Source organism: Rathayibacter sp. PhB152 (assembly GCF_003751395.1).
GTDB lineage: Bacteria > Actinomycetota > Actinomycetes > Actinomycetales > Microbacteriaceae > Rathayibacter > Rathayibacter festucae.
Window position 1 is genome coordinate 148,738 of record NZ_RJUT01000005.1, and the last position, 19,776, is coordinate 168,513.

The window sequence follows — 19,776 nt, forward strand, 5'->3', positions numbered from 1 at the left end:
AGCCCGACGGGACGTCACGGTACGTGAGGCTTCGTCGACTCACAAGGTCGTGTCGTCTCCGGCGCGCTCGCTGGCGCTCAGCGAGGGCCCGCACACCAGGCGCCCCGAGATCCGTGCTCTCTCGTGCACGGTGGGCGGGACTGTGCGCTGGAGGCGCGTGTGTCTCGATACGCCGCTACGCGGCTACTCGACCAACATGAGACGCGGCCGCTGCGCGGCTGCTCGATCAGCTCGAGGTGTGGCCGCTGCGCGGTTGCTCGACCAGCAGGTGCGGTGGACGCTGCTCGGCCGGCGGGGGTGCGGCTCAGCGGCCGGCGAGCATCCCGAGCATCCAGGAGAGCGCGGCGACGGCGCCGACGCCGACGACGCTCGAGCCGATGATGACGGCGCGGCGGAGGCGGACGGCGCGGCCGTCGGGAGCGGACGCCGCATCCAGCCCGGAGGGGGATGACGCGGTCATGCCCGCGCGCAGCCGGTGCGCGACCTGGTCGGCGGTGGGCCGCTTCGCCGGGTCGCGCTCGGTCATCGAGGTGAGCAGCGCGCGCCAGGGCGCGGGCAGCGTCGCCGGGACGACGGGGGAGCGGTTGAGGCGCGCGATGGCCGCCTCGAGGACGGTCCCGGAGTACTCGCGGTGCCCGGTGATCGCCTCCAGCAGCACGAGGCCGAGCGAGAAGACGTCGCTGGCGCCGCTGATCGGCTCGCCCGCGACCTGCTCGGGGCTGACGAAGCTGGCGGTGCCGATCACGATGCCGTCGCTGGTGAGGCGCGAGCCGTCCATGAAGTGGGCGACGCCGAAGTCGGTGAGCTTGGCGGTGCGGGCGTAGCCGCTGGAGGCCACCTCGCTGACCAGGATGTTCGCGGGCTTCACGTCGCGGTGCACGACGCCGCGCTCGTGCAGGTACGCGAGCGCCTCGGCCAGCTGGGTGCCGATCGCGGCGACCTCGTCCGGTGCCATCGGGCCGGGCTCGAGCCGCGCCTCGAGGGTCGGGTCGGCGACGAGCTCCATCACGACGTAGCGGCGCACCTCGCCGCCGAAGTTGTGCAGGCCGGCGTCGAAGAGGTTGACGATCCCGGGGTGCGCGAAGGAGCTGAGCATCCGCACCTCGCGCTCCTGGCGGGCGACGTCCTCGGGGTTGGAGGCCTCGGCGCGGAAGACCTTCACGGCCACTTCGCGCTGCACGGTCTCGTCGCGGGCCCGGTACACCGAGCCCATCCCGCCGGAGCCGATGCGCTCGATCAGGAAGTAGCGCCCGGCCACCCGCTGCTGGGCGGCATTGGCGGCGATGGTGCTCACGACGACCCCGCCTTCTGCTGGAGCGACGTGCTCCGCGGCGCTCAGGACGAGCGCCTGGGTAGACGGTACCGCGGTGCCGCGACAACGGGGAGCGCAATAGCCGGGATTGACATACGGCCGTGATAGAAGCAGTCGATCCGGCACCGAGCGGGACCGCTCAGCGCAGCCCGCTGCGGGCGAAGCCCTGCACGAAGTAGCGCTGGAAGATCAGGAACAGCACGACCATCGGCAGCACGTTCACCAGCGCGAAGGCCATCGTTCCGCCGTAGTCGCTGCCGAACTGCCCCTGCAGGTAGAGCAGCCCGATCGGGAGGGTGAAGAGGGCGTTCTCCTTGAGGGCGATCAGCGGCCAGGCGAAGTCGTTCCAGGAGCCGAGGAGCGACATGAAGAACAACACCGCGATCAGCGGCTTCGAGAGCGGGAGCACGATCCGGGTGAAGACGCGGAAGTGACCGGCCCCGTCGATCCGGGCCGCCTCGATCAGGTCGCGCGGGATCGCGAGGATGAACTGCCGCGCCAGGAAGAGCCCGAAGGCCGAGGCCGCCGTCGGCAGGATCACCGCCCAGTAGCTGCCGTAGAGGCCGAGATCGGTGACGAGCCGGAAGAGCGACACCATGATCACCTGCACGGGGAGCGTCAGCGTCGACAGGGCCAGCAGGAAGAGCACGCCGGAGCCGCGGAAGCGCAGCTGCGCGAAGGCGTAGCCGCCGAGCAGGTTGATCGCCACGGTGATCAGCGCGGTGGTGAGGCTGATCGCGAGCGAGTTGCCGAACCAGGTCGCGACCGGGAACGAGTCGAAGACGCGCTCGAAGTTGGCCAGCGTGAACTCACGCGGCCACAGCCGCAGCGTGCCGCCGAGCAGCTCGGCGCGCGAGGAGAACGCGACGACGAGCATCCAGTAGAGCGGGAAGAGGATGACGAGGGAGACGAGGATCGCCAGGACGAGCCGGAGTGCGGTCGTCGAGCGGGAGACGCGGTTCATTCGACGAGGTCCCTCGAGCGGTTCGTGCGCCACTGCACGGCGGTGAAGATCATCGTCAGGATCAGCAGGACGATGCCGATCGCCGCCGCGTAGCCCTGATCGCGCGTGACGAAGCCGGTGTCGTAGGCGTAGGTCACCAGCACCGACGTGGAGTTCTGCGGCCCGCCGCCGGTGAGGACGAAGACGATGTCGAAGACCTGGAACGAGTAGATGACGTTGAGGATGAGCAGGAAGAACGTCGACGGCCCGACCAGCGGCACCGTCACGTGCCGGAACTGCTGCCAGCCGTTCGCGCCGTCCAGCCGCGCCGCCTCGTAGAGCGCCGGGTTCACGCCCTGCAGCCCGGCCAGGTAGATCAGCATGTTGAAGCCGGTCCGCCACCAGAGCGTGACGAGGATCACGGAGGCGAAGGCCGCCGCGCCGCCCGACTGCCAGGCGATGCGCGGCAGGCCGATGGTCTGCAGCAGCCCGTCGAGCACGCCGCTGTTCTCGTCGAAGATCAGCACGCCCATCAGCGCCGTCGCGACGCCCGAGACGGCCATCGGCAGGATCAGGATCGAGCGGAACACGGGCCGGGCCGGCAGCACCGAGTTCAGCAGCACCGCGGCGCCCAGGCCGAGCGCCATCGAGAGCGGCGTGACGATCAGCGTGAACAGCGCAGTGTTGAGGGTCGAGCGCCAGAAGAGCGGGTCGCTGAGCAGCCGGGCGTAGTTGTCCAGGCCGATGAAGACGCCGTCGCCGAAGCCGTTGGTGCGCTGGAAGCTGAGCAGGAACGCACCGACCAGCGGCACGAAGACGAACAGCGCCAGCATCAGCAGGTTCGGCGCGAGGAACCCGTAGGCAGCCACCGTCTCGCGGGCGGCGGGCGCCCGGGAGGGGCGGCGCGGTCGCGCCGTCACCTCCTCGGGGGCGGGGAGGGTGCGGGTCACGGTGTGGCGACGCTCACTGCACGGCGGTGGCGATGCCGGAGGTGAGCTTCGCGATCGTGTCCTCGGTGCTCTGACCGCCGACGAACGCCTGCTCCAGCTGGTCCTTCAGCACCGCGATGATCGCGGCCATGTCCGGCGAGGCGACCTGCGCCGCGTCCTCGGCCTGCACGGTGCCCGCCTGCCCGAGGAAGACCTCGGCGAGCTCGGGGCGCACCTCGAACTCGATGCCCGACTCGGTCAGGTCGCGGCGGGTGGGCAGCAGCGAGGCGCCGGCGCAGAAGTCGCGCATCGACTCCTCCTCGGTCACGAAGGCGAGGAACGCCGCCGCGAGCTCGGGGTTCGTGGTCGCCTTGGTCGCGACGAGGGCGTTGCCGCCGAAGTCGCCGCCGCCGCGGACGTTCCGCGGGGAGTAGGTGGCGCCCCACTCGAAGTCGAGGGTCGACTCCGCGTCGGGGATGAGGAACGCGCCGCCGAAGGTCATCGCGGTGGTCTGCGAGTACCAGAGGTCGCTCGCGTAGGTCGTCGCCTGGATCGAGCTGCTCGGCGGCACGAGGCCGTCGGTGAAGAAGCTGCGGCTGAAGTCGATCGCCGCGCGGCCGGCGTCCGAGTCGATGGCCGGCGCGGAGAGGTCCTCGGTGAGGAAGCGGCCGTCGGCCTGGAAGAGCAGGCTCAGCCAGCGGGTGACGCCGTTGCCCTGCCAGTTGTAGGCGAAGGGGTAGCGCTCGGCGGGGAGCGAGGCGCGCAGTTTCCGGCCGACCTCGGTGAACTCCTCCCACGTCCACGCCTCGTCCGGCGAGGCCGGGAAGTCGGAGATGCCCGCGGTGGCGAGCGCCTCGGTGTTGTAGAGGATCAGCGAGGTGTCCGTGTGGTGCGGCACGCCGAACGGGGTGCCGCCGCTCTGCACCGCGGCCCAGGCCGGGTCGGTGAAGCGCTCGGCCACGTCCGCCTCGAGGTGCGGGGTGAGGTCGAGCAGCTGGTCGCGACCGGCGTAGCTGCCGAAGGTGTAGTATGGCACGCGGAAGACGTCCGGCGGGTTGCCCGCCTGCAGCTGCGCGTCGATGTTGGTGAACATCTGCTCGTACGGCACCGAGTTCAGCGCCACGGTCGAGCCGGGGTTCGCCTCCTGGAAGCGGTCGATCGCCCGCTGGAAGCCGGCCAGCTCGGCGTCGGTGCCCCAGGTGGTGAAGGTGAGGGTGCCGCTGTCCGCGCTCGCCGCCGGCCGGGCCGGGGCGAAGCCGCAGCCCGCCAGCACGGGGACCGAGGCGGCGACGCCGAGGGCGCCGAGGAACCGGCGCCGATCCAGCGTCACCCGATCGAAGGCGCTCCTGCCGCGCGACATCCTGTCCAGAGCCATCATGGCCTCCCCACGGGGGCCACCGACGGGCCCTCCGAGGGGAGGCTAGCTGCGGGCTCCTGCGGGCGCCGCTACTGGACGGATCCGCGTTCCTGTGAGAGAGGTGCCGCTCAGGGCCGGCGGCCGAGCATCCCCTCGAACGAGCCGTCCAGCGCCCACGGGTCCGCGGGAGCGCGGGAGGTGCGCGCCGCCTCCGTCGCCAGCTCGCGCCCGGCCCGCTCGATCCGGGAGGGCAGCGCCCGCCCGTCCTCGGTGGCCCCGCCCCAGTCCTCGGTCGCGGCGAAGACCGTCGTCGACAGGGGAGCGGCGTGCAGGTAGCTGAAGAGTGGGCGCATCGCGTAGTCGACCGCGAGCGAGTGGCGGGGCGAGCCGCCGGTCGCGGCGAGCAGCACGGGCAGCCCGCGCAGCGCCTCGGTGTCGAGCACGTCGACGAACGACTTGAACAGTCCGCTGTAGCTGGTGGTGAAGATCGGCGTCACGGCGATCAGGCCGTCCGCGCCGGCCACCGCGTCGAGCGCGGTCTGCAGAGCGGGGCTCGCGAAGCCGGTCAGCAGGTTGTTCGTGACGTCGTGCGCGAGGTCGCGCAGCTCGACGACGCTGCGCTCGACGGCGAAGCCCTGCTCGGTGAGCGAGGCCTCCGCGGCGTCGGCGAGGCGGTCGGCGAGCAGGCGGGTGGAGGACGGCGTGCTGAGACCGGCCGAGAGGACGGTGATCCTGCGGGTGTCCATGGGCGGGGCCTCCTAGGCGCTGACGGGGACGGGCTGCTCGGCGCGGGCGGCGACGAGCGAGGAGTGGGTGGGCGCGTCCGGCACGTGCGCCGGGCGGCCCTCGGCGAAGCCGGCGCGCAGGGCGGGCAGGATCTCGCCGAGCATGTCCATCTGCTCGAGGACGGTCTTCAGCGGCAGGCCCGCGTGGTCCATCAGGAACAGCTGGCGCTGGTAGTCGCCGACGTACTCGCGGAAGCCGAGGGTGCGGTCGATGATCTCCTGCGGCGAGCCGACGGTGAGCGGGGTCTGCTCGGTGAAGTCCTCGAGCGAGGGGCCGTGGCCGTAGACCGGGGCGTTGTCGAAGTAGGGGCGGAACTGCGAGACCGCGTCCTGCGAGTTCTTCGCCAGGAAGATCTGGCCGCCGAGTCCGACGATCGCCTGGTCGGCGCTGCCGTGGCCGTAGTGCTCGAAGCGCTGGCGGTAGAGCTGCACCATCTTCGCGGTGTGCGAGGCGGGCCAGAAGATGTGGTTCGCGAAGAAGCCGTCGCCGTAGTACGCGGCCTGCTCGGCGATCTGCGGCGAGCGGATGGAGCCGTGCCAGACGAACGGGGCGACGCCGTCGAGCGGGCGCGGGGTCGACTGGAAGCCCTGGAGGGGCGTGCGGAACTGGCCCTCCCAGTCGACGAACTCCTCCGTCCAGAGGCGGTGCAGCAGGTCGTAGTTCTCGATGGTGAGCTCGATGCCGCGGCGGATGTCCTTGCCGAACCACGGGTAGACCGGGCCGGTGTTGCCGCGGCCGAGCATCAGGTCGACGCGGCCGCCGGCGAGGTGCTGGAGCATCGCGTAGTCCTCGGCGAGCTTCACCGGGTCGTTCGTGGTGATCAGCGCCATCGCGGTGCTGAGCTGGAGCCGCTCGGTCTTCGCGGCGATGTAGGCGAGGGTCGTCGTGGGGGAGGAGGACCAGAACGGCGGGTTGTGGTGCTCGCCGAGCGCGAAGACGTCGAGGCCGATCTCCTCCGCCTTCTGGGCGATCGCGACGGTGGCCGCGATCTTCTCGGACTCGGTCGGGGTGCGGCCGGTCGTGGGGTCGGTGGTGATGTCGCTGACCGTGAAGATGCCGAACTGCATCGGGCGCTCCTTCTCTCCGTGGCCCCGTGCTGGCGAGACCTAATCCATGCATTTGCATGTACATCCTCATCCAACCACGTGCGGCTGGGGATATTCCCGCGGATTCGGCCGGAGGAGCGGAGGAAGCGCACTGAACGCTGAACCTGCCATTCCGCGGTAGTCTGTCACTTACAGAGTTCAGGAGTCTTCGCATGGTCGCACGACGATCGCCTCGCCGCTCCCTCCAGCTGGCCGAGATCGGCGCCAACATCCGGCGCTGGCGAGCGGTGAACGGGATGACCGCGTCCTCGCTCGCCGAGCGGGCGGGCGTCACCCGCGAGACGCTGCGCCGCCTCGAAGCCGGAGACGGCTCGGCCCGCCTCGACTCGGTCGTCGCGGTCCTCGGGGCGCTCGGCATCGCGGACTCCCTCGTCCAGGCGACCGACCCCTACCGCAGCGAGACGGCACGGGCCCGCATCGACGCGATCCTCGGCGCCGGCGGCTCCCTGTGACCGCCGGGCCCGTCGAGGTCCACCTCGACGACGAATCGCGGGGACTCGTGCGGGTCGGCACCCTCCACCCGTCGTTCGCGGGGCGCGTCCTCGCCTCGTCGTCCTTCCAGTACGACTCCGACTACCTGTCCTCGCCCGGCGCCTTCGCGATCTCGCCCGATCTGCCCCTCGTCAGCGGCAGGATCTGGACGCCCGAGTCGCACTCGCTCCCCGGTGCGTTCGAGGACGCCTCGCCGGACGAATGGGGTCGCCGTCTGATCGAGGCGAACCGGGCCGCTCGCCGGAAACGGGATCCGAGTGCCCCCGCGCTGCAAGGCTCGTGGGACCACCTGCTGGGCGTCTCGGACGCCGCCCGGATGGGCGCGCTCCGCTTCCGGCCACCCGGTGCGGAGGAGTGGTCCTCCTCGGACGCCGGGGTGGCGAACGTCCACGAGATCGAGCGGATCCTCCGCGTGGCGGCGCGCTACGAGGCGGACGACGCCTCCGAGGAGGACGTCGCCTACCTCTCCGGGATCGCGACGTCGCCCGGAGGAGCTCGCCCCAAGGCCAACGTCCTCCGCGCCGACGGCCGCCTCGCTCTCGCGAAGCTCCCGCACTCGAGGGACGAGGGGCTCGACGTCGAGCGCTGGGAGGCGGTGGTGCTCGTCCTGGCCGAGCGGATCGGCCTCCGGACTCCCGCGTGGACGTTGCTGCGCGCCTCGGCGGAGAAGAGCGTGCTGCTGCTCGACCGGTTCGACCGCACCGCCGCGGGCGGTCGTCGCGCCTACCTCTCCGCCGCCTCCGCCCTGGAGATCGGCGCGAACGATCTCGGCCGCTACTCGTACGAGCAGTTCTCGGACGTGCTGGCGGACCTCAGCGCCGATCCGCGCACGGACCTGCGGGAGATGTTCACCCGGATCGCTCTGACGGTCCTCGTGAACAACGTCGACGACCACTGGCGCAACCACGGCTTCCTCCGGCAGGACGGAGGCTGGCGTCTCGCCCCGCTCTTCGACGTGAACGCGAGCACGAGCACCGGAGTCGTGCACTCGCGGGCGATCAGCGACCGCGACGACCCCCGCCACCGCGACCTCGGTGAGCTCCTGGTGACGGCCGACGCCTATCGGCTCACCCGCCCCGACGCCGCGCGGATCGTGCGGGAGACCGCGGAGCAGGTGCGGGAGTGGGAGGCCGTCGCGATCGAGCTCGGCCTCCCCGTCGGGGAGCGGCGGAGGATGGCCCGCGCCTTCGACGCCGACCGGATCTCCCGCGCGCTCACGATCGAGTGACGGGCGGCCTCCTCGCCCTCCGGCCGCCCGAAACATCCCCGCAATCTGCCCCGCACTAGAGTCGTGCCATGGGTGACCTCTTCGACGGATACGGGTCCCAGAAGGTCGAGCGGCCCCGCACGGGCGCCTCACCCTGGGACGAGATGTTCGCCGATGTCGCGGCGACGAGCGGCCCCGCCGGCGTCCGCGACTCCTACCGCGACATCTACTCCTCGCTCGCGCGGATGACGCAGGAGGAGCTGCGCGGTCGCACCGATGCGCTCGCCTCCTCCTACCTCGCGCAGGGCGTGACCTTCGACTTCGCGGGCGAGGAGCGGCCCTTCCCGCTCGACGCCGTCCCGCGCGTGATCGAGAGCGCCGAGTGGAACGAGGTGCAGAGCGGCATCAAGCAGCGCGTCCGCGCGCTCGAGGCCTTCCTCGCCGACGTCTACGGCCCGCAGAACGCGGTGAAGGACGGCGTGATCCCCGCCGCCCTGCTCTCCAGCTCCAGCCACTTCCATCGCCAGGCCGCCGGGATCGAGCCGGCCAACGGCGTGCGGATCCAGGTGTCCGGCATCGACCTGATCCGCGACGAGGTCGGCGACTGGCGGGTACTCGAGGACAACGTCCGCGTGCCCTCCGGTGTCTCCTACGTCATCTCGAACCGCCGGGTGATGGCGCAGACGCTGCCCGAGCTGTTCGTGTCGATGCGGGTGCGCCCGGTCGGCGACTACCCCAACCGCCTGCTCCAGGCCCTGCGCGCCTCCGCTCCCGAGGGCGTCGACGACCCCACCGTCGTCGTGCTCACGCCGGGCGTCTACAACTCGGCCTACTTCGAGCACACCCTGCTCGCTCGGCTGATGGGCGTCGAGCTGGTCGAGGGCCGCGACCTCTTCTGCACCGGCGGCAAGGTGTTCATGCGCACGACCTCCGGGCCCACCCGCGTCGACGTGATCTACCGCCGAGTCGACGACGAGTTCCTCGACCCGCTGCAGTTCCGCGCCGACTCGATGCTCGGCTCGCCCGGTCTGATGCTCGCCGCGCGTCTCGGCAACGTCACGATCGCGAACGCGGTCGGCAACGGCGTCGCCGACGACAAGCTCGTCTACACCTACCTCCCCGACCTGATCCGCTACTACCTCTCGGAGGAGCCGGTGATCAAGAACGTCGACACCTGGCGCCTGGAGGATCCGGGCGCGCTCGAGGAGGTGCTTGACCGCCTCGACGAGCTCGTCGTGAAGCCGGTCGACGGCTCCGGCGGCAAGGGCCTCGTGGTCGGGCCGGCCGCCTCGGCGAAGGAGTTGGCCGAGCTCCGCTCGCGGCTCCAGGCCGATCCGCGCGGCTGGATCGCGCAGCCGGTGGTGCAGCTCTCGACGATCCCGACGCTGGTGGACGACGGCATGCGGCCCCGGCACGCGGACCTGCGCCCCTTCGCGGTCAACGACGGCAAGGACATCTGGGTCCTGCCCGGCGGTCTCACCCGCGTGGCGCTGCCCGAGGGCCAGCTGGTCGTCAACTCGTCGCAGGGCGGCGGCTCGAAGGACACCTGGGTGGTCGGCCTCGAGGGCCAGCAGACCACCGAGCCGGACGCCCACGACATCTCCGGACTCGTCGAGGACCAGGCCGCGGTGACCAGCTCGATCCCGATCGTCTATCCGCTGAACCACACGCCCGACCAGTCGCCGCAGGACGCGGCCAACCACGACCAGGACCAGCAGCAGCAGCAGACGCTCGCCGCAGGGGAGGACGCCTGATGCTCTCCCGGATCGCCGAGTCGCTGTTCTGGATCGGCCGCTACATCGAGCGGTCCGACGGCACCGCACGCATCCTCGACGTCCACCTGCAGCTCCTGCTGGAGGACCCGTGGATCGACGAGGACACCGCCTGCCGCTCGCTGCTGTCGGTGATGGGATCGACCGCTCCGGACGACATGAAGGAGGTCACCCGCGCCGACGTGCTGACCATCCTCGCGATCGACCGCACGAACCCCGCCTCGATCGCCTACTCGCTCGGCGCCGCCCGCGAGAACGCCCGCCGTGCCCGCGAGATCGTCTCGACCGAGCTGTGGGAGTGCCTGAACACCACGCGCACCCGGATGCCCCGCCGCGTGACGGGGGAGCGGGTGTCGGAGTTCTTCGGCTGGGTGCGCGAGCGCTCGGCGCTCGCCGTGGGCATCATCGAGTCGGCCACCTCGCGCGACGAGGCCTGGCAGTTCTTCACCCTCGGCCGCTCGATCGAGCGTGCCGACATGACGGCCCGGCTGCTGGCGACCCGGTCGCTGACCGAGGCGAGCGGCCCGTCCTGGACCACGATCCTGCGCTCCTGCGGCGCCTACGAGGCGTACCTCCGCACCTACCGCGGCGTGCCGAGTGCGCGCAACGCGGCGGAGTTCCTCCTGCTCGACCGCCTCTTCCCGCGCTCGATCCTCTTCTCGGTCTCGCGTGCCGAGATGTGCATGCGCGACATCGAGCCGCGCACCGGCCGCGTCGGGCACACCGGCGACGCCCAGCGGGTGCTCGGCCAGATCCGCAGCGAGCTGGAGTACCGGCCGATCGCCGAGATCCTCGAGGACCTGCCGCGGCACATGGACAGCGTGCAGGAGGCGACCTCATCGGCCTCCGAGGCGATCCGCCAGCGCTACTTCCCCACCAACGTCATGCCGAGCTGGATCGGGGAGGCGCTGTGAGCAGGCTGCGCATCACGCACACGACAGGGTTCACCTACCGGGGCGACGTCGTCGCCTCCTACAACGAGGCGAGGATGCTCCCGGCGTCCTCGGACGGGCAGCTCGTGCTCTCCTCGAACCTGGTCATCCGCCCGGTCACCTCCGCGCACACCTACACCGACTACTGGGGCACCCGGGTCTCGTCGTTCGACGTGCTCGACCCGCACCAGGAGCTCTCGCTGACCGCGACCTCGCTCGTCGAGATCCGGCCCAAGGCGCACCCCGACCACCCCGTGGGCTGGGAGCAGCTGGACGATCAGGTCCAGACGCTGACCGAGTACGTCGAGCAGCTCAAGCAGACCAACCGCACGGCGCCGCCCGAGGACCTGGTCGAGCTCGCCCGCCGGCTGGCCGATGCGGCGGAGGGCCCGTGCGACGCGGCCCTGTCGATCGCCGAGACGATCGGCCGCGAGATGACCTACCGCCAGGGCGTCACCGGCGTGCACTCGACGGCGACCGAGTCGTGGACCGCCCGCGAGGGCGTCTGCCAGGACATCACCCACATCGTCCTGGGCGCGCTGCGCTCGACGGGCATCCCGGCGCGCTACGTCTCCGGCTATCTGCACCCCAAGCCGAACGCGGCGATCGGTGAGACCGTCGTCGGCGAGTCGCACGCCTGGGTCGAGTGGTTCTGCGGCGGCGCCTGGCGCGGCTACGACCCCACCAACCTCATCGACATCGGCGACCGCCACGTGATCGTCGGCCGCGGCCGCGACTACAACGACATCGCGCCTCTCCGCGGCGTCTACGCCGGTCCGCACTCCTCGAAGCTGTTCGTCCGGGTGGAGATCACGCGCGAGGCGTGAGGGCGGGGTGCTCGGAGGCTGTGTTCCGCGCCAGTACGGATGGGCTGCGAGGGCGGCGATGCGCCCCGATGGCGATGCGCGAAACGCGGGTGCTAGCGTGATCACCGGTAGCGGGGGATGAAAGAGTTCCTCAGAGCGCCAATTCGAGAAACCCACGCCTTGCGCGTGGGTTTCTGCGTTGGCGGATACTCGTCGGATGCTGCTGGCCTACATCGATGAGATCGGCGAGACCGGTGCGTTCGTCTCGAAGACGGACCCTCGGTTCAGGACCAGTCCTGCGTTCGGGTATGCCGGCTTCATCGTGCCGGACGGTGCCGCGCGCCGCTTCGGACAGCTCTTCGATCGCGAGAAGCGGACCGTCTTCGCTCCGGACATCGCGCGCGCGGAGCATCCGGGGCGGTGGGAGAAGAAGGGCTCGGAGATCTTCCACTCCTTCACCGCCCAGCACCATCCGGAGCAGATCCGAGTCTTCAACGGCCTGGTCCGTCACCTCTGCGAGAGGTTCGGTGGGGCCTTGTTCTTCTACGCCGACGAGAAGCCGATCGGGACGCCGAAGCAGACGCATCTCGACAAGGACGATCGCGAGACCAGGGCCATGCGGGAGGCCCTCAACCGGCTCTGCACCTACTCCGATCGCAGAGATCAGCAGCTCCTCGTCATGATCGACCAGATCAACGAGAAGGACCGCGCGAAGCGATTGCCGCTCATGTACGGACACATCCTCGGACGAGCGGGCGAGCACCCCGAGATGAGGCGGATCGTGGAGCCCCCCATGCACGTCGACAGCGCGCTCAGCGCGAACGTCCAGTTCGCCGACTGGGTCGCCGCGGCGGTGACTCGCGGGATCGAGCGCCAGCTCCTGGTGACCGAGGTCGAACGGAACGCCTGGGTCCCGCTGACCCTGTCGCCGACCCTCAGGCGCGCGTTCACCGGGGAATCGAAGCTCCATCTGCAGCACCGTGCTCACGAGGACCTGCACGGTGCTGCCGTCTTCGCTGCCGTGAGGCCGCTCGCGGGACGAGACGGTGTGCGCCGGATCCTGGAGTCGGTCCCGCCCGAGCAGTATCAGCGGATGCGAGACGCAGCGGAACGCGCCTCGGGACGAGGGAGGCCCTCGTCGCGAGCCGAGTAGCACGCCTCGAAGCTGTTCGTCCGGGTGGAGATCACGCGCGAGGCGTGAGGGCGGGGGTCGTCACGAGGGCGACCTCCTCCTGGGCGGCGGGCTCGCCGGCGCGGGCGCGGCGGCGGGTGCGCAGGTACCAGCCGAGGCCGACGCCGGCGGCGAGGGCTCCGGAGGCGGCGCCGACGAGCATCGCCCAGCGCGGGCCGTAGGCGTTGGCGACCCAGCCGATCAGCGGGGCGCCGATCGGGGTGCCGCCCATGAAGATCGCCATGTAGAGCGCCATCACCCGGCCGCGCATCTCCGGCGTGGTCGAGAGCTGGACGTAGCCGTTCGCGGAGGTCATCAGCGTCTGCGCGGCGATGCCGACGAAGGGCAGCAGGATCGCGAAGGCCCAGACGGTCGGCATCAGGCCGGCGAGGGCCAGCGCGACGCCGAAGGCCGCCGCGGCGCCGACGATCAGGCGCAGCCGGGGGCGGTCGCGCCGAGCCGACAGCAGGGCGCCGACAACCGAGCCGACGGCGATGGCGGAGGAGAGCAGGCCGAACTCGCTCGCGCCCATGTCGAACTCGACCGTCGCCATCGTCGACGCGAAGATCGGGAAGTTGAGGCCGAAGGTGCCGATCAGGAAGACGATCGAGAGCACGACCAGGATGTCCGGCCGCCGCGAGACGTAGCGGAAGCCCTCGAGCAGCGCGCCCGGGCCGCGGGTCGCGCGCGGGGCGGAGCGCAGCTGCTCCCGGTGCAGGAAGCGCAGCGAGACCAGCACCGCGATGAAGCTCGCCGCGTTGAGGAGGAAGACCCAGCCGGAGCCGACCGCCGCGATCAGCACGCCCGCGAGGGCCGGGCCGATCATCCGCGCGGAGTTGAAGGAGGCCGAGTTCAGCGACACCGCGTTGGAGAGGTCGCGCTCCTCGACCAGCGCGGAGACGAAGGTCTGGCGCACCGGAGCGTCGATCGCGGCGGCGAAGCCCAGGAGCAGCGCGAAGACGTAGACCATCCAGAGCTGGACGATCCCGGTCACGACGATCAGGCCGAGCGCGAGGCCGAGGACGGCCATCGCGGCCTGCGTCGCCATCAGGAGCTTCCGGCGGTCGAAGCGGTCGGCGATGAAGCCGGAGAAGGGGACCATCAGCAGCTGCGGGCCGAACTGCAGCGCCATCGTCACGCCGAGCGCGGTCGCGTCGTGGTCGGTCAGATCGTTGATGACGATCCAGTCCTGGGCGGTGCGCTGCATCCAGGTGCCGATATTGGAGACCATCGCACCGGCGAACCAGATGCGGTAGTTCGGCACCGCGAGCGAGCGGAACATCGCGCTCATCGGTCCGCCACCTCGCGCAGCAGCGCGGCGGCGTCGTGCAGCAGCCGCTGCTGGGCGGGATCGAGCTCGCGGAGGCGGGCGATGAGCCAGGCGTCGCGGCTGCGCCGGACGTCGAGGACCAGCTCGGAGCCGCGCGCGGTCGCGCGGATGCGAGTGACGCGGCCGTCGGCCGGATCGGAGAGGCGCTCGACGAGTCCGTCGTCGGCGAGGCAGCCCACGGTGCGTGTCATCGAGGGCGGACGGACGCGCTCCGCCTCGGCGAGCTCGCCGAGCGTGCGCGGTCCTTCGCGGTGCAGCAGGGCGAGGACGCCGAACTGCGCGTCGCTCAGCTCGTGCTCCGCCTTCTCCTGACGCAGGCGGCGGCCGAGCCGGCCCACGGCGATGCGCGTCTCGCCGGCGAGGGCGGGGAGATCGGTGTCGGCAGGAGTCACATAGTTAGCCTAACAAAAGAGTTGGCCCGCTGCACGCTGATCGAGTAGACCGCGCAGCGGGCGCCCCCATGCTGATCGAGTAGTCCGCGCAGCGGGCGTATCGAGATCCACCACTGTCAGAACGCGGGACTGCAGACCCGACCTGCTGGTGACGGTGGGTCTCGATACGCGCCTGCGGGGCTACTCGACCAGCATGAGTCTGGGCAGCCGAGATTGACCGGCATGAGTGCGGGCAGCCGATGAGGAGCATGCTGGTCGAGTAGCCGCGCAGCGGCGTATCGAGACCCCGGTCCGCCGATCCCCCCCCGTTGTGGCCACACCGTTCGCGACAGCTTGGCGGGACCGGCGGCGCTCAGTACGGTCGGAGGCAGACCAGGCCGGGGACACGACGCGTACGGTGACCTGGTCCGATCGGCCGCCCGACCCGAAAGGGCGGCTCCCGCGCCCCGGCCTGGCCTCCGCCTCCCGTCGTTCCGCGACGGCAGCGGGACGGGCGGGTCAGGTCCGACGGGCGGTGCGCACCGCGCCGACGCTCGCCGCGACGACGAGGGCGATGCCGACCGCCTCGATCGCGGTCAGCCGCTGGCCCAGCACCAGGAACCCCGAGAGCGCGGCGGCGCCGGGCGCCAGCGCCATCAGGATCGAGAAGGTCGACGAGCGCAGGCGCCGCAGCGCCAGCAGCTCCAGCGCGTAGGGCAGTGCGGACGACAGCACGGCGACCGCGAGTCCGAGCAGCAGCACCGGCGGCAGCACGAGCGCGGGCCCGGCGGTGGCGATGCCGAACGGCAGCGACACGATCGCGCCGGCGGTCAGCGCGAGCGCGAGGCCGTCGAGTCGCGGGAAGCGCCCGCCGGTGCGCCCGGCGAAGACGATGTAGGTGGCCCAGAGCGCCGCCGCGCCGAGCGCGAAGGCGACGCCGACGGGATCGAGCGAGGAGAAGCCGCCCTGCGAGAGCACGACCACGCCGCCGAGGGCGAGGGCCGCCCAGAGCAGGCTGACGAGGCTCCGCCCGGCGATCACCGACAGCACCAGCGGACCGAGCACCTCGAGCGTCACCGCCGCGCCCTGCGGGATCCGGGCGATCGCCTCGTAGTAGCAGGCGTTCATCCCGCCGAGCGCGAGGCCGTAGGCGCCGACGGTGGCCCAGTCCGAGCGCGAGTAGCCGCGGATCCGCGGCCGGCAGACGACGAGCAGCACCAGCGCGGAGAAGACCAGGCGCAGGGTCACCGTGCCGATCGGCCCGGCGGCGGGGAAGAGCAGGACGGCGAAGGACGCGCCCAGCTGCACGCTCGCGATCGAGCCGAGCACGAGTCCGATCGATCCCGCGCTCGCCCGGGCGGGCGGGACGGCGTTCAGCTCGAGCGCCGCTGCTTCTGCACGGGAGGGACGTTGTAGCCGAGCAGGCCGACGCCGGTCTCGTCCCAGAGCAGGGTCGTCAGCGAGACGTTGTCGACCGAGGGGAAGGTGTGCCGGTAGGTCTCGGGATTGATGCCGAGGTAGGCGCAGAGCAGCAGCCGGATGAGGGTGCCGTGCGCGACGACGAGCACGCGGCCGTCCGGGTGGTCGCGGTGGATGCGGGCGAGCGCCGTGTTGGCGCGGGCGACGGCGTCGAGGCCGGACTCGCCGCCGGGCATCGGCTGGATCGCGGGCGCGGCGACCCAGGCGCGGTACTCGTCGGGGAAGCGCTTCTCCATCTCGGCGTTCGTCAGCCCCTCGCCCTGGCCGAAGTCGACCTCGACGAGGGCCGGGTCGAGCTGGACCTCGAGGTGGGCGGCCCGGGCGGCGGGCACGGCCGTGCGCACGGCGCGGACGAGGGTGGAGGAGTACACCGCGTCGAGCTCGGCGTCGACGGCCCAGGAGGCGAGCGTCGCCGCCTGGTCCTGGCCGAGCGGGGTCAGCGCGATGTCGGAGGAGCCCGCGTAGCGGTTCTCGGCGTGCCAGACGGTCTCTCCGTGCCGGGCGAGGATCAGGGTCGTCACTCGACGAGCCTACCGAGGCGGCCCCTGGGAGCCTGACCGGTCATGCGGCGCGCACGTCGTAGTGCGCGTCCACCAGCACCGGGAGGTGGTCGGAGACGCCCTGCGGCAGGGTCGAGACCCGCTCGATCCGCACCGAGTCGCTGATCGCGAAGTCGAAGTGCCCGCTGAAGTAGCGGTAGCGCGCGTAGGTCGGGGAATCACTGCGCGACACGAGGTAGCCGTTCCGCGTCATCTTGCGGTCGAGTCCGCGGAAGAACCAGGGGTAGTTGTAGTCGCCGACCATCAGCGACGGGGTGTCCGGGGCGTAGTCGCGGAGGCGGTCGAGCGCCTCGCCGATCTGCTTCCGGCGCAGTGCGTTGCCGGCCGAGAGCGGGGCCGCGTGGAAGGACGAGACGGCGATCGATCCGCCCTCCCGGTCCTCGAGCCGGACGGCGAGCAGGCGCTCGTGAGCGGGGGACATCACCCGGTCGTGCATCGACTTGCTGAGCTCGAACGCGGCGCTGCCGAGGAGCTCGAAGCGGGCGTGCGAGTAGTAGACGGCGAGCCCGAGGCGGTTGCGCGCGGTCACCGAGGCGAGCCGCAGATCGCCGAGCTCCTGGGGGAGCTTCGTGGTGTCGCACTCCTGGAGGCAGAGGACGTCGACGTCGTGCCGGGCGGCGAGAGGGGCGATCTCGCCGTGCGCCCGGTGCTCCCGGAGGTTGTAGGAGATCACGCGGAGAGCGCGTTCGTTCGGCTGCATTGCGCCAGTGTAGGGCCGCCGGCGGGGGCCTCCGGCGACGTTCCGGCGAACACGGAGGGACGGCGCAGGGCCCCCGCGCTTCCCGGCCGGCGCGGTGCCGGAGGGGAGGTGCGAGGGCCCTGCGGAGGGACGGTCAGTGACCGGCGGTGCCCGACGCGTCGGTGCCGTCGGCGGTCTCCGCGTCGGTGCCGTGGACGCCGTCGGTGGGTCCCCAGTCGGGCAGGGGCGGGTTCTGCTCCTCGCCCGCGGCGCCGACGCCGTCGGGTCCATCGGGGGACGGGCTGCCCACCTCGTCGAGTCCGGCGGGGTTCCCGGTGCCGGCGCTGCCGGTGGTCTCCTCGGGGTCGACGGGGGTGGTCTCGATGTCGTTCTCGGAGCTGCTCATAGGGCAACGCTAGGACGCCTCCTCCGCGCCCGGAAGCCCCTTGCGTCTCGCCCGGAAGCGGCTGCCATCGAACGCCGTCCCACTGACGGGGGACAGGCTCCGGGCGCTGGCGCCGGCCTGCGCCTCTCGCGAGCATCTAGCCGGACCACCCGTCACCGTCGCCGGTGTGGCGCCGAAGCCCGCGCACCTCGACCGGAAGGCCACACCGTGACCCACGACTCCTCGCCCCGCCCCGATTCCGACCGCCTGGTCACCCGCCGCTCCGTCACCGCCGCCGCCGCGTGGACCGTGCCGGTCGTCGCCGTCGCCGTCGCCACCCCGTCCGCTGCGGCGTCGATCGTCGATCTCGGCGCCTACGCGCTCCGCGGCACCTGCGGCACCCTCGGCCTGATCGGTCCCGGCTTCCTGCTGCAGGCGGGCCCCACGGAGCCGCTGCCGACCGGCACGACCGTCATCATCACCGGCTCCGGGGTCGCCAACATCGGCGTCTTCTCGGTCTCGGGAGGCACGGCCACCGTGAACGTGCTGAGCAACACGTCCCGTCAGATCACGCTGACCGCCCCGCTGGCAGCGGGAGCGACCATCGCCCTCCGCACGACGCTCTCGATCAGCGTCGCCTTCCAGCTGAACGCCGTCTCGACGCTGCCCTCCGGCTACAGCGGGACCGGCTCGAAGACCGCGGCGAACGTGTCGAGCACGCTCATCCTCTGCTCCGCGAACTGACGAGCGGAACGGTGAAGGCCCTCCTCCTCCTTCTCGGAGGGGAGGGCCTTCGCCGTTCGTGCGGTGCGGAGCGGCGGCTCAGCGCCCGTAGGCGCCCGCGGCGGGGCAGTCGAACGGATCGCCGCCGGCCGAGAGGCCCACGCGGTTGAGGTAGCGGACGACGATGCCGTACGACTCGAGCAGCGAGGTCTCGGTGTAGGGGATCTGGTGCGTCGCGCAGTACTCCTTGGCGATGACCTGGGCCTCGCGCAGGGCGGGGCGGGGCATGTTCGGGAAGAGGTGGTGCTCGACCTGGTAGTTCAGGCCGCCCATGAAGTAGTCGTTGAACCAGTTGCCGCGGATGCTGCGCGAGGTGAGGACCTGGCGGCGCAGGAAGTCGACGCGCGCCTCCTTGGGCAGGATCGGCATGCCCTTGTGGTTCGGGGCGAACGAGGCGCCCATGTAGAGGCCGAAGACGGCCATCTGCACGCCGACGAAGGCGAAGGCCATGCCGAGCGGAAGCGCCCAGAAGACGACGGCGAGGTACAGGCCGACGCGGGCGACGAGCATCGAGATCTCGACCCAGCGCTTGTCGACCTTGCCCTTGCCGAACACGGTGCGGAAGCCGTGCAGGTGCAGGTTGATGCCCTCGAGCAGCAGCAGCGGGAAGAAGGCGTAGCCCTGACGGCGGGTGAGCCAGGCGTAGGCGCCGCGCGAGCGGGCCGCGTCCTCCGGAGTGAACGACACGACGTCGCGGACGATGTCCGGGTCCTTGCCGAGCACGTTCGGGTTGGCGTGGTGGCGGCTGTGCTTGTTCATCCACCAGGAGTAGCTGATGCCGACGACGAGGTTCGCGAGCGTGCGGCCGGCGACGTCGTTGGCCTTGCCGGACTCGAACACCTGGCGGTGCGAGGCCTCGTGCGCGAGGAAGGCGAACTGGGTGAGGACGATGCCCAGCGCGGCGGCGAGCAGCAGCTGGAACCAGGAGTCGCCCAGCAGGACGAAGCCGGTGACGATGCCGCCGAGGGCGAGCGTCAGCACGGAGAAGAGGATGTAGTAGAAGCCGCGGCGGCGGCGGAGGAGCCCGGCGTCGCGCACGGTGCTCAGCAGACCGGAGTACTCGGTCGTCGGGTTGGTGTTGCCCTCGCCGCGGGGGCGGGTGCGGATCACACGGGGGGAGGCCTGGACCCGGGGGGAGCTCTCGACCCGGGGGGCGGTGGGGACGTTTCCGTCGGTCAGTGCGGTGGGGGTGCTCATCGGCGCCTCGCTCGTTCGGGGTGGCCGTCCTCGTCGACGGCCGCTCGGTGAGCGATCCCCGGGAGGTCCGGGTCCGCTCATGGTGTTCACCGCGTCGGTAGGGGCCGGACGAGGCTGCGGCCAACCGGGTTCCGGGGCGACCGAGGTCAACACTATGGGGTGCCGCGCGGCCCCGCATC

Annotated in this window: 20 protein-coding genes; 7 read left to right on the top strand and 13 right to left on the bottom strand. The window is 71.4% G+C overall.

What is annotated here, in order from left to right; translation table 11 throughout:
* Nucleotides 1-304 precede the first annotated feature (304 nt).
* The 6 genes from EDF36_RS13610 to EDF36_RS13635 all read right to left on the bottom strand — a co-directional run bounded on the left by EDF36_RS13610 (nt 305) and on the right by EDF36_RS13635 (nt 6,394).
* Complete coding sequence (locus EDF36_RS13610; RefSeq protein WP_123733448.1) at nt 305-1,294, bottom strand: serine/threonine-protein kinase; 990 nt, start codon at nt 1,292-1,294, stop codon at nt 305-307.
* A 157-nt stretch (nt 1,295-1,451) separates the two neighbouring features.
* On the bottom strand, nt 1,452-2,276 hold the full coding sequence (locus tag EDF36_RS13615) for a carbohydrate ABC transporter permease (protein WP_123733449.1): 825 nt from the start codon (nt 2,274-2,276) through the stop codon (nt 1,452-1,454).
* Nucleotides 2,273-3,205: a carbohydrate ABC transporter permease gene (locus EDF36_RS13620; RefSeq protein WP_260300720.1), complete on the bottom strand. Its 933-nt coding sequence runs from the start codon at nt 3,203-3,205 to the stop codon at nt 2,273-2,275. Before EDF36_RS13620 ends, EDF36_RS13615 begins: the two co-directional genes overlap by 4 nt.
* A gap of 13 nt (nt 3,206-3,218) precedes the next feature.
* Nucleotides 3,219-4,559, bottom strand: a complete 1,341-nt coding sequence (locus EDF36_RS13625) for an ABC transporter substrate-binding protein (protein ID WP_260300721.1) — start codon at nt 4,557-4,559, stop codon at nt 3,219-3,221.
* Nucleotides 4,560-4,669: 110 nt separating this feature from the next.
* A complete protein-coding gene (locus tag EDF36_RS13630; protein WP_123733451.1) occupies nt 4,670-5,287 on the bottom strand; it encodes an FMN reductase in 618 nt (205 codons plus the stop codon).
* Between the two features lie 12 nt (nt 5,288-5,299).
* The gene (locus tag EDF36_RS13635; RefSeq protein ID WP_123733452.1) at nt 5,300-6,394 is read right to left on the bottom strand and encodes an LLM class flavin-dependent oxidoreductase; all 1,095 of its coding nucleotides are present in this window, start codon (nt 6,392-6,394) and stop codon (nt 5,300-5,302) included.
* A 191-nt stretch (nt 6,395-6,585) separates the two neighbouring features.
* On the opposite strand from EDF36_RS13635, the gene EDF36_RS13640 reads away from it, so the two are divergent.
* The 6 genes from EDF36_RS13640 (at nt 6,586) to EDF36_RS13665 (ending at nt 12,795) form a co-directional block, all read left to right on the top strand.
* A complete protein-coding gene (locus EDF36_RS13640; protein ID WP_123444948.1) occupies nt 6,586-6,885 on the top strand; it encodes a helix-turn-helix domain-containing protein in 300 nt (99 codons plus the stop codon).
* On the top strand, nt 6,882-8,153 hold the full coding sequence (locus EDF36_RS13645; RefSeq protein ID WP_123733453.1) for a type II toxin-antitoxin system HipA family toxin: 1,272 nt from the start codon (nt 6,882-6,884) through the stop codon (nt 8,151-8,153). The genes EDF36_RS13640 and EDF36_RS13645 overlap by 4 nt, the downstream gene beginning before the upstream one ends.
* Before the next feature lie 68 nt (nt 8,154-8,221).
* Nucleotides 8,222-9,886 carry a circularly permuted type 2 ATP-grasp protein gene (locus tag EDF36_RS13650; protein ID WP_123701954.1) on the top strand — a complete coding sequence of 555 codons (1,665 nt, stop codon included), beginning with the start codon at nt 8,222-8,224 and terminating at the stop codon, nt 9,884-9,886.
* Nucleotides 9,886-10,818: an alpha-E domain-containing protein gene (locus EDF36_RS13655; RefSeq protein ID WP_123444951.1), complete on the top strand. Its 933-nt coding sequence runs from the start codon at nt 9,886-9,888 to the stop codon at nt 10,816-10,818. The genes EDF36_RS13650 and EDF36_RS13655 overlap by 1 nt, the downstream gene beginning before the upstream one ends.
* The gene (locus EDF36_RS13660) at nt 10,815-11,663 is read left to right on the top strand and encodes a transglutaminase family protein (RefSeq protein WP_123444952.1); all 849 of its coding nucleotides are present in this window, start codon (nt 10,815-10,817) and stop codon (nt 11,661-11,663) included. Before EDF36_RS13655 ends, EDF36_RS13660 begins: the two co-directional genes overlap by 4 nt.
* Nucleotides 11,664-11,859: 196 nt before the next feature.
* Nucleotides 11,860-12,795 carry a DUF3800 domain-containing protein gene (locus EDF36_RS13665; RefSeq protein ID WP_123733454.1) on the top strand — a complete coding sequence of 312 codons (936 nt, stop codon included), beginning with the start codon at nt 11,860-11,862 and terminating at the stop codon, nt 12,793-12,795.
* A gap of 31 nt (nt 12,796-12,826) precedes the next feature.
* Here EDF36_RS13665 and EDF36_RS13670 read toward each other — a convergent pair whose 3' ends face one another.
* From EDF36_RS13670 to EDF36_RS13695, 6 genes are all read right to left on the bottom strand, one after another.
* Entirely contained in the window at nt 12,827-14,104 is a 1,278-nt protein-coding gene (locus EDF36_RS13670; protein ID WP_123701957.1) for an MFS transporter, read from the bottom strand.
* Nucleotides 14,101-14,535 carry a MarR family winged helix-turn-helix transcriptional regulator gene (locus EDF36_RS13675; protein WP_123733455.1) on the bottom strand — a complete coding sequence of 145 codons (435 nt, stop codon included), beginning with the start codon at nt 14,533-14,535 and terminating at the stop codon, nt 14,101-14,103. The genes EDF36_RS13670 and EDF36_RS13675 overlap by 4 nt, the downstream gene beginning before the upstream one ends.
* A gap of 498 nt (nt 14,536-15,033) precedes the next feature.
* Nucleotides 15,034-15,843 carry a DMT family transporter gene (locus EDF36_RS13680; protein WP_243580972.1) on the bottom strand — a complete coding sequence of 270 codons (810 nt, stop codon included), beginning with the start codon at nt 15,841-15,843 and terminating at the stop codon, nt 15,034-15,036.
* 44 nt (nt 15,844-15,887) lie between these two features.
* Nucleotides 15,888-16,514, bottom strand: coding sequence for a histidine phosphatase family protein (locus tag EDF36_RS13685; RefSeq protein ID WP_123444957.1), 627 nt, complete (start codon nt 16,512-16,514; stop codon nt 15,888-15,890).
* 40 nt (nt 16,515-16,554) lie between these two features.
* Entirely contained in the window at nt 16,555-17,253 is a 699-nt protein-coding gene (locus EDF36_RS13690) for an endonuclease/exonuclease/phosphatase family protein (RefSeq protein ID WP_123444958.1), read from the bottom strand.
* A gap of 133 nt (nt 17,254-17,386) precedes the next feature.
* A complete protein-coding gene (locus EDF36_RS13695) occupies nt 17,387-17,638 on the bottom strand; it encodes a hypothetical protein (protein WP_123733456.1) in 252 nt (83 codons plus the stop codon).
* A gap of 207 nt (nt 17,639-17,845) precedes the next feature.
* Between EDF36_RS13695 and EDF36_RS13700 the strand changes: the two genes are divergently transcribed.
* The gene (locus EDF36_RS13700) at nt 17,846-18,361 is read left to right on the top strand and encodes a hypothetical protein (protein ID WP_148059079.1); all 516 of its coding nucleotides are present in this window, start codon (nt 17,846-17,848) and stop codon (nt 18,359-18,361) included.
* Between the two features lie 78 nt (nt 18,362-18,439).
* On the opposite strand, the gene EDF36_RS13705 is transcribed toward EDF36_RS13700, so the two are convergent.
* Nucleotides 18,440-19,597: an acyl-CoA desaturase gene (locus EDF36_RS13705; RefSeq protein ID WP_123733457.1), complete on the bottom strand. Its 1,158-nt coding sequence runs from the start codon at nt 19,595-19,597 to the stop codon at nt 18,440-18,442.
* Between the last annotated feature and the right edge of the window lie 179 nt (nt 19,598-19,776).

Bases quoted from the DNA above. Each gene is read 5' to 3' on its own strand.
- EDF36_RS13615 (WP_123733449.1), bottom strand. From the start codon at position 2,276: ATGAACCGCGTCTCCCGCTCGACGACCGCACTCCGGCTCGTCCTGGCG.
- EDF36_RS13625 (WP_260300721.1), bottom strand. From the start codon at position 4,559: ATGGCTCTGGACAGGATGTCGCGCGGCAGGAGCGCCTTCGATCGGGTG.
- EDF36_RS13630 (WP_123733451.1), bottom strand. From the start codon at position 5,287: ATGGACACCCGCAGGATCACCGTCCTCTCGGCCGGTCTCAGCACGCCG.
- EDF36_RS13635 (WP_123733452.1), bottom strand. From the start codon at position 6,394: ATGCAGTTCGGCATCTTCACGGTCAGCGACATCACCACCGACCCCACG.
- EDF36_RS13640 (WP_123444948.1), top strand. From the start codon at position 6,586: ATGGTCGCACGACGATCGCCTCGCCGCTCCCTCCAGCTGGCCGAGATC.
- EDF36_RS13650 (WP_123701954.1), top strand. From the start codon at position 8,222: ATGGGTGACCTCTTCGACGGATACGGGTCCCAGAAGGTCGAGCGGCCC.
- EDF36_RS13655 (WP_123444951.1), top strand. From the start codon at position 9,886: ATGCTCTCCCGGATCGCCGAGTCGCTGTTCTGGATCGGCCGCTACATC.
- EDF36_RS13665 (WP_123733454.1), top strand. From the start codon at position 11,860: ATGCTGCTGGCCTACATCGATGAGATCGGCGAGACCGGTGCGTTCGTC.
- EDF36_RS13670 (WP_123701957.1), bottom strand. From the start codon at position 14,104: ATGAGCGCGATGTTCCGCTCGCTCGCGGTGCCGAACTACCGCATCTGG.
- EDF36_RS13690 (WP_123444958.1), bottom strand. From the start codon at position 17,253: ATGCAGCCGAACGAACGCGCTCTCCGCGTGATCTCCTACAACCTCCGG.
- EDF36_RS13695 (WP_123733456.1), bottom strand. From the start codon at position 17,638: ATGAGCAGCTCCGAGAACGACATCGAGACCACCCCCGTCGACCCCGAG.
- EDF36_RS13705 (WP_123733457.1), bottom strand. From the start codon at position 19,597: ATGAGCACCCCCACCGCACTGACCGACGGAAACGTCCCCACCGCCCCC.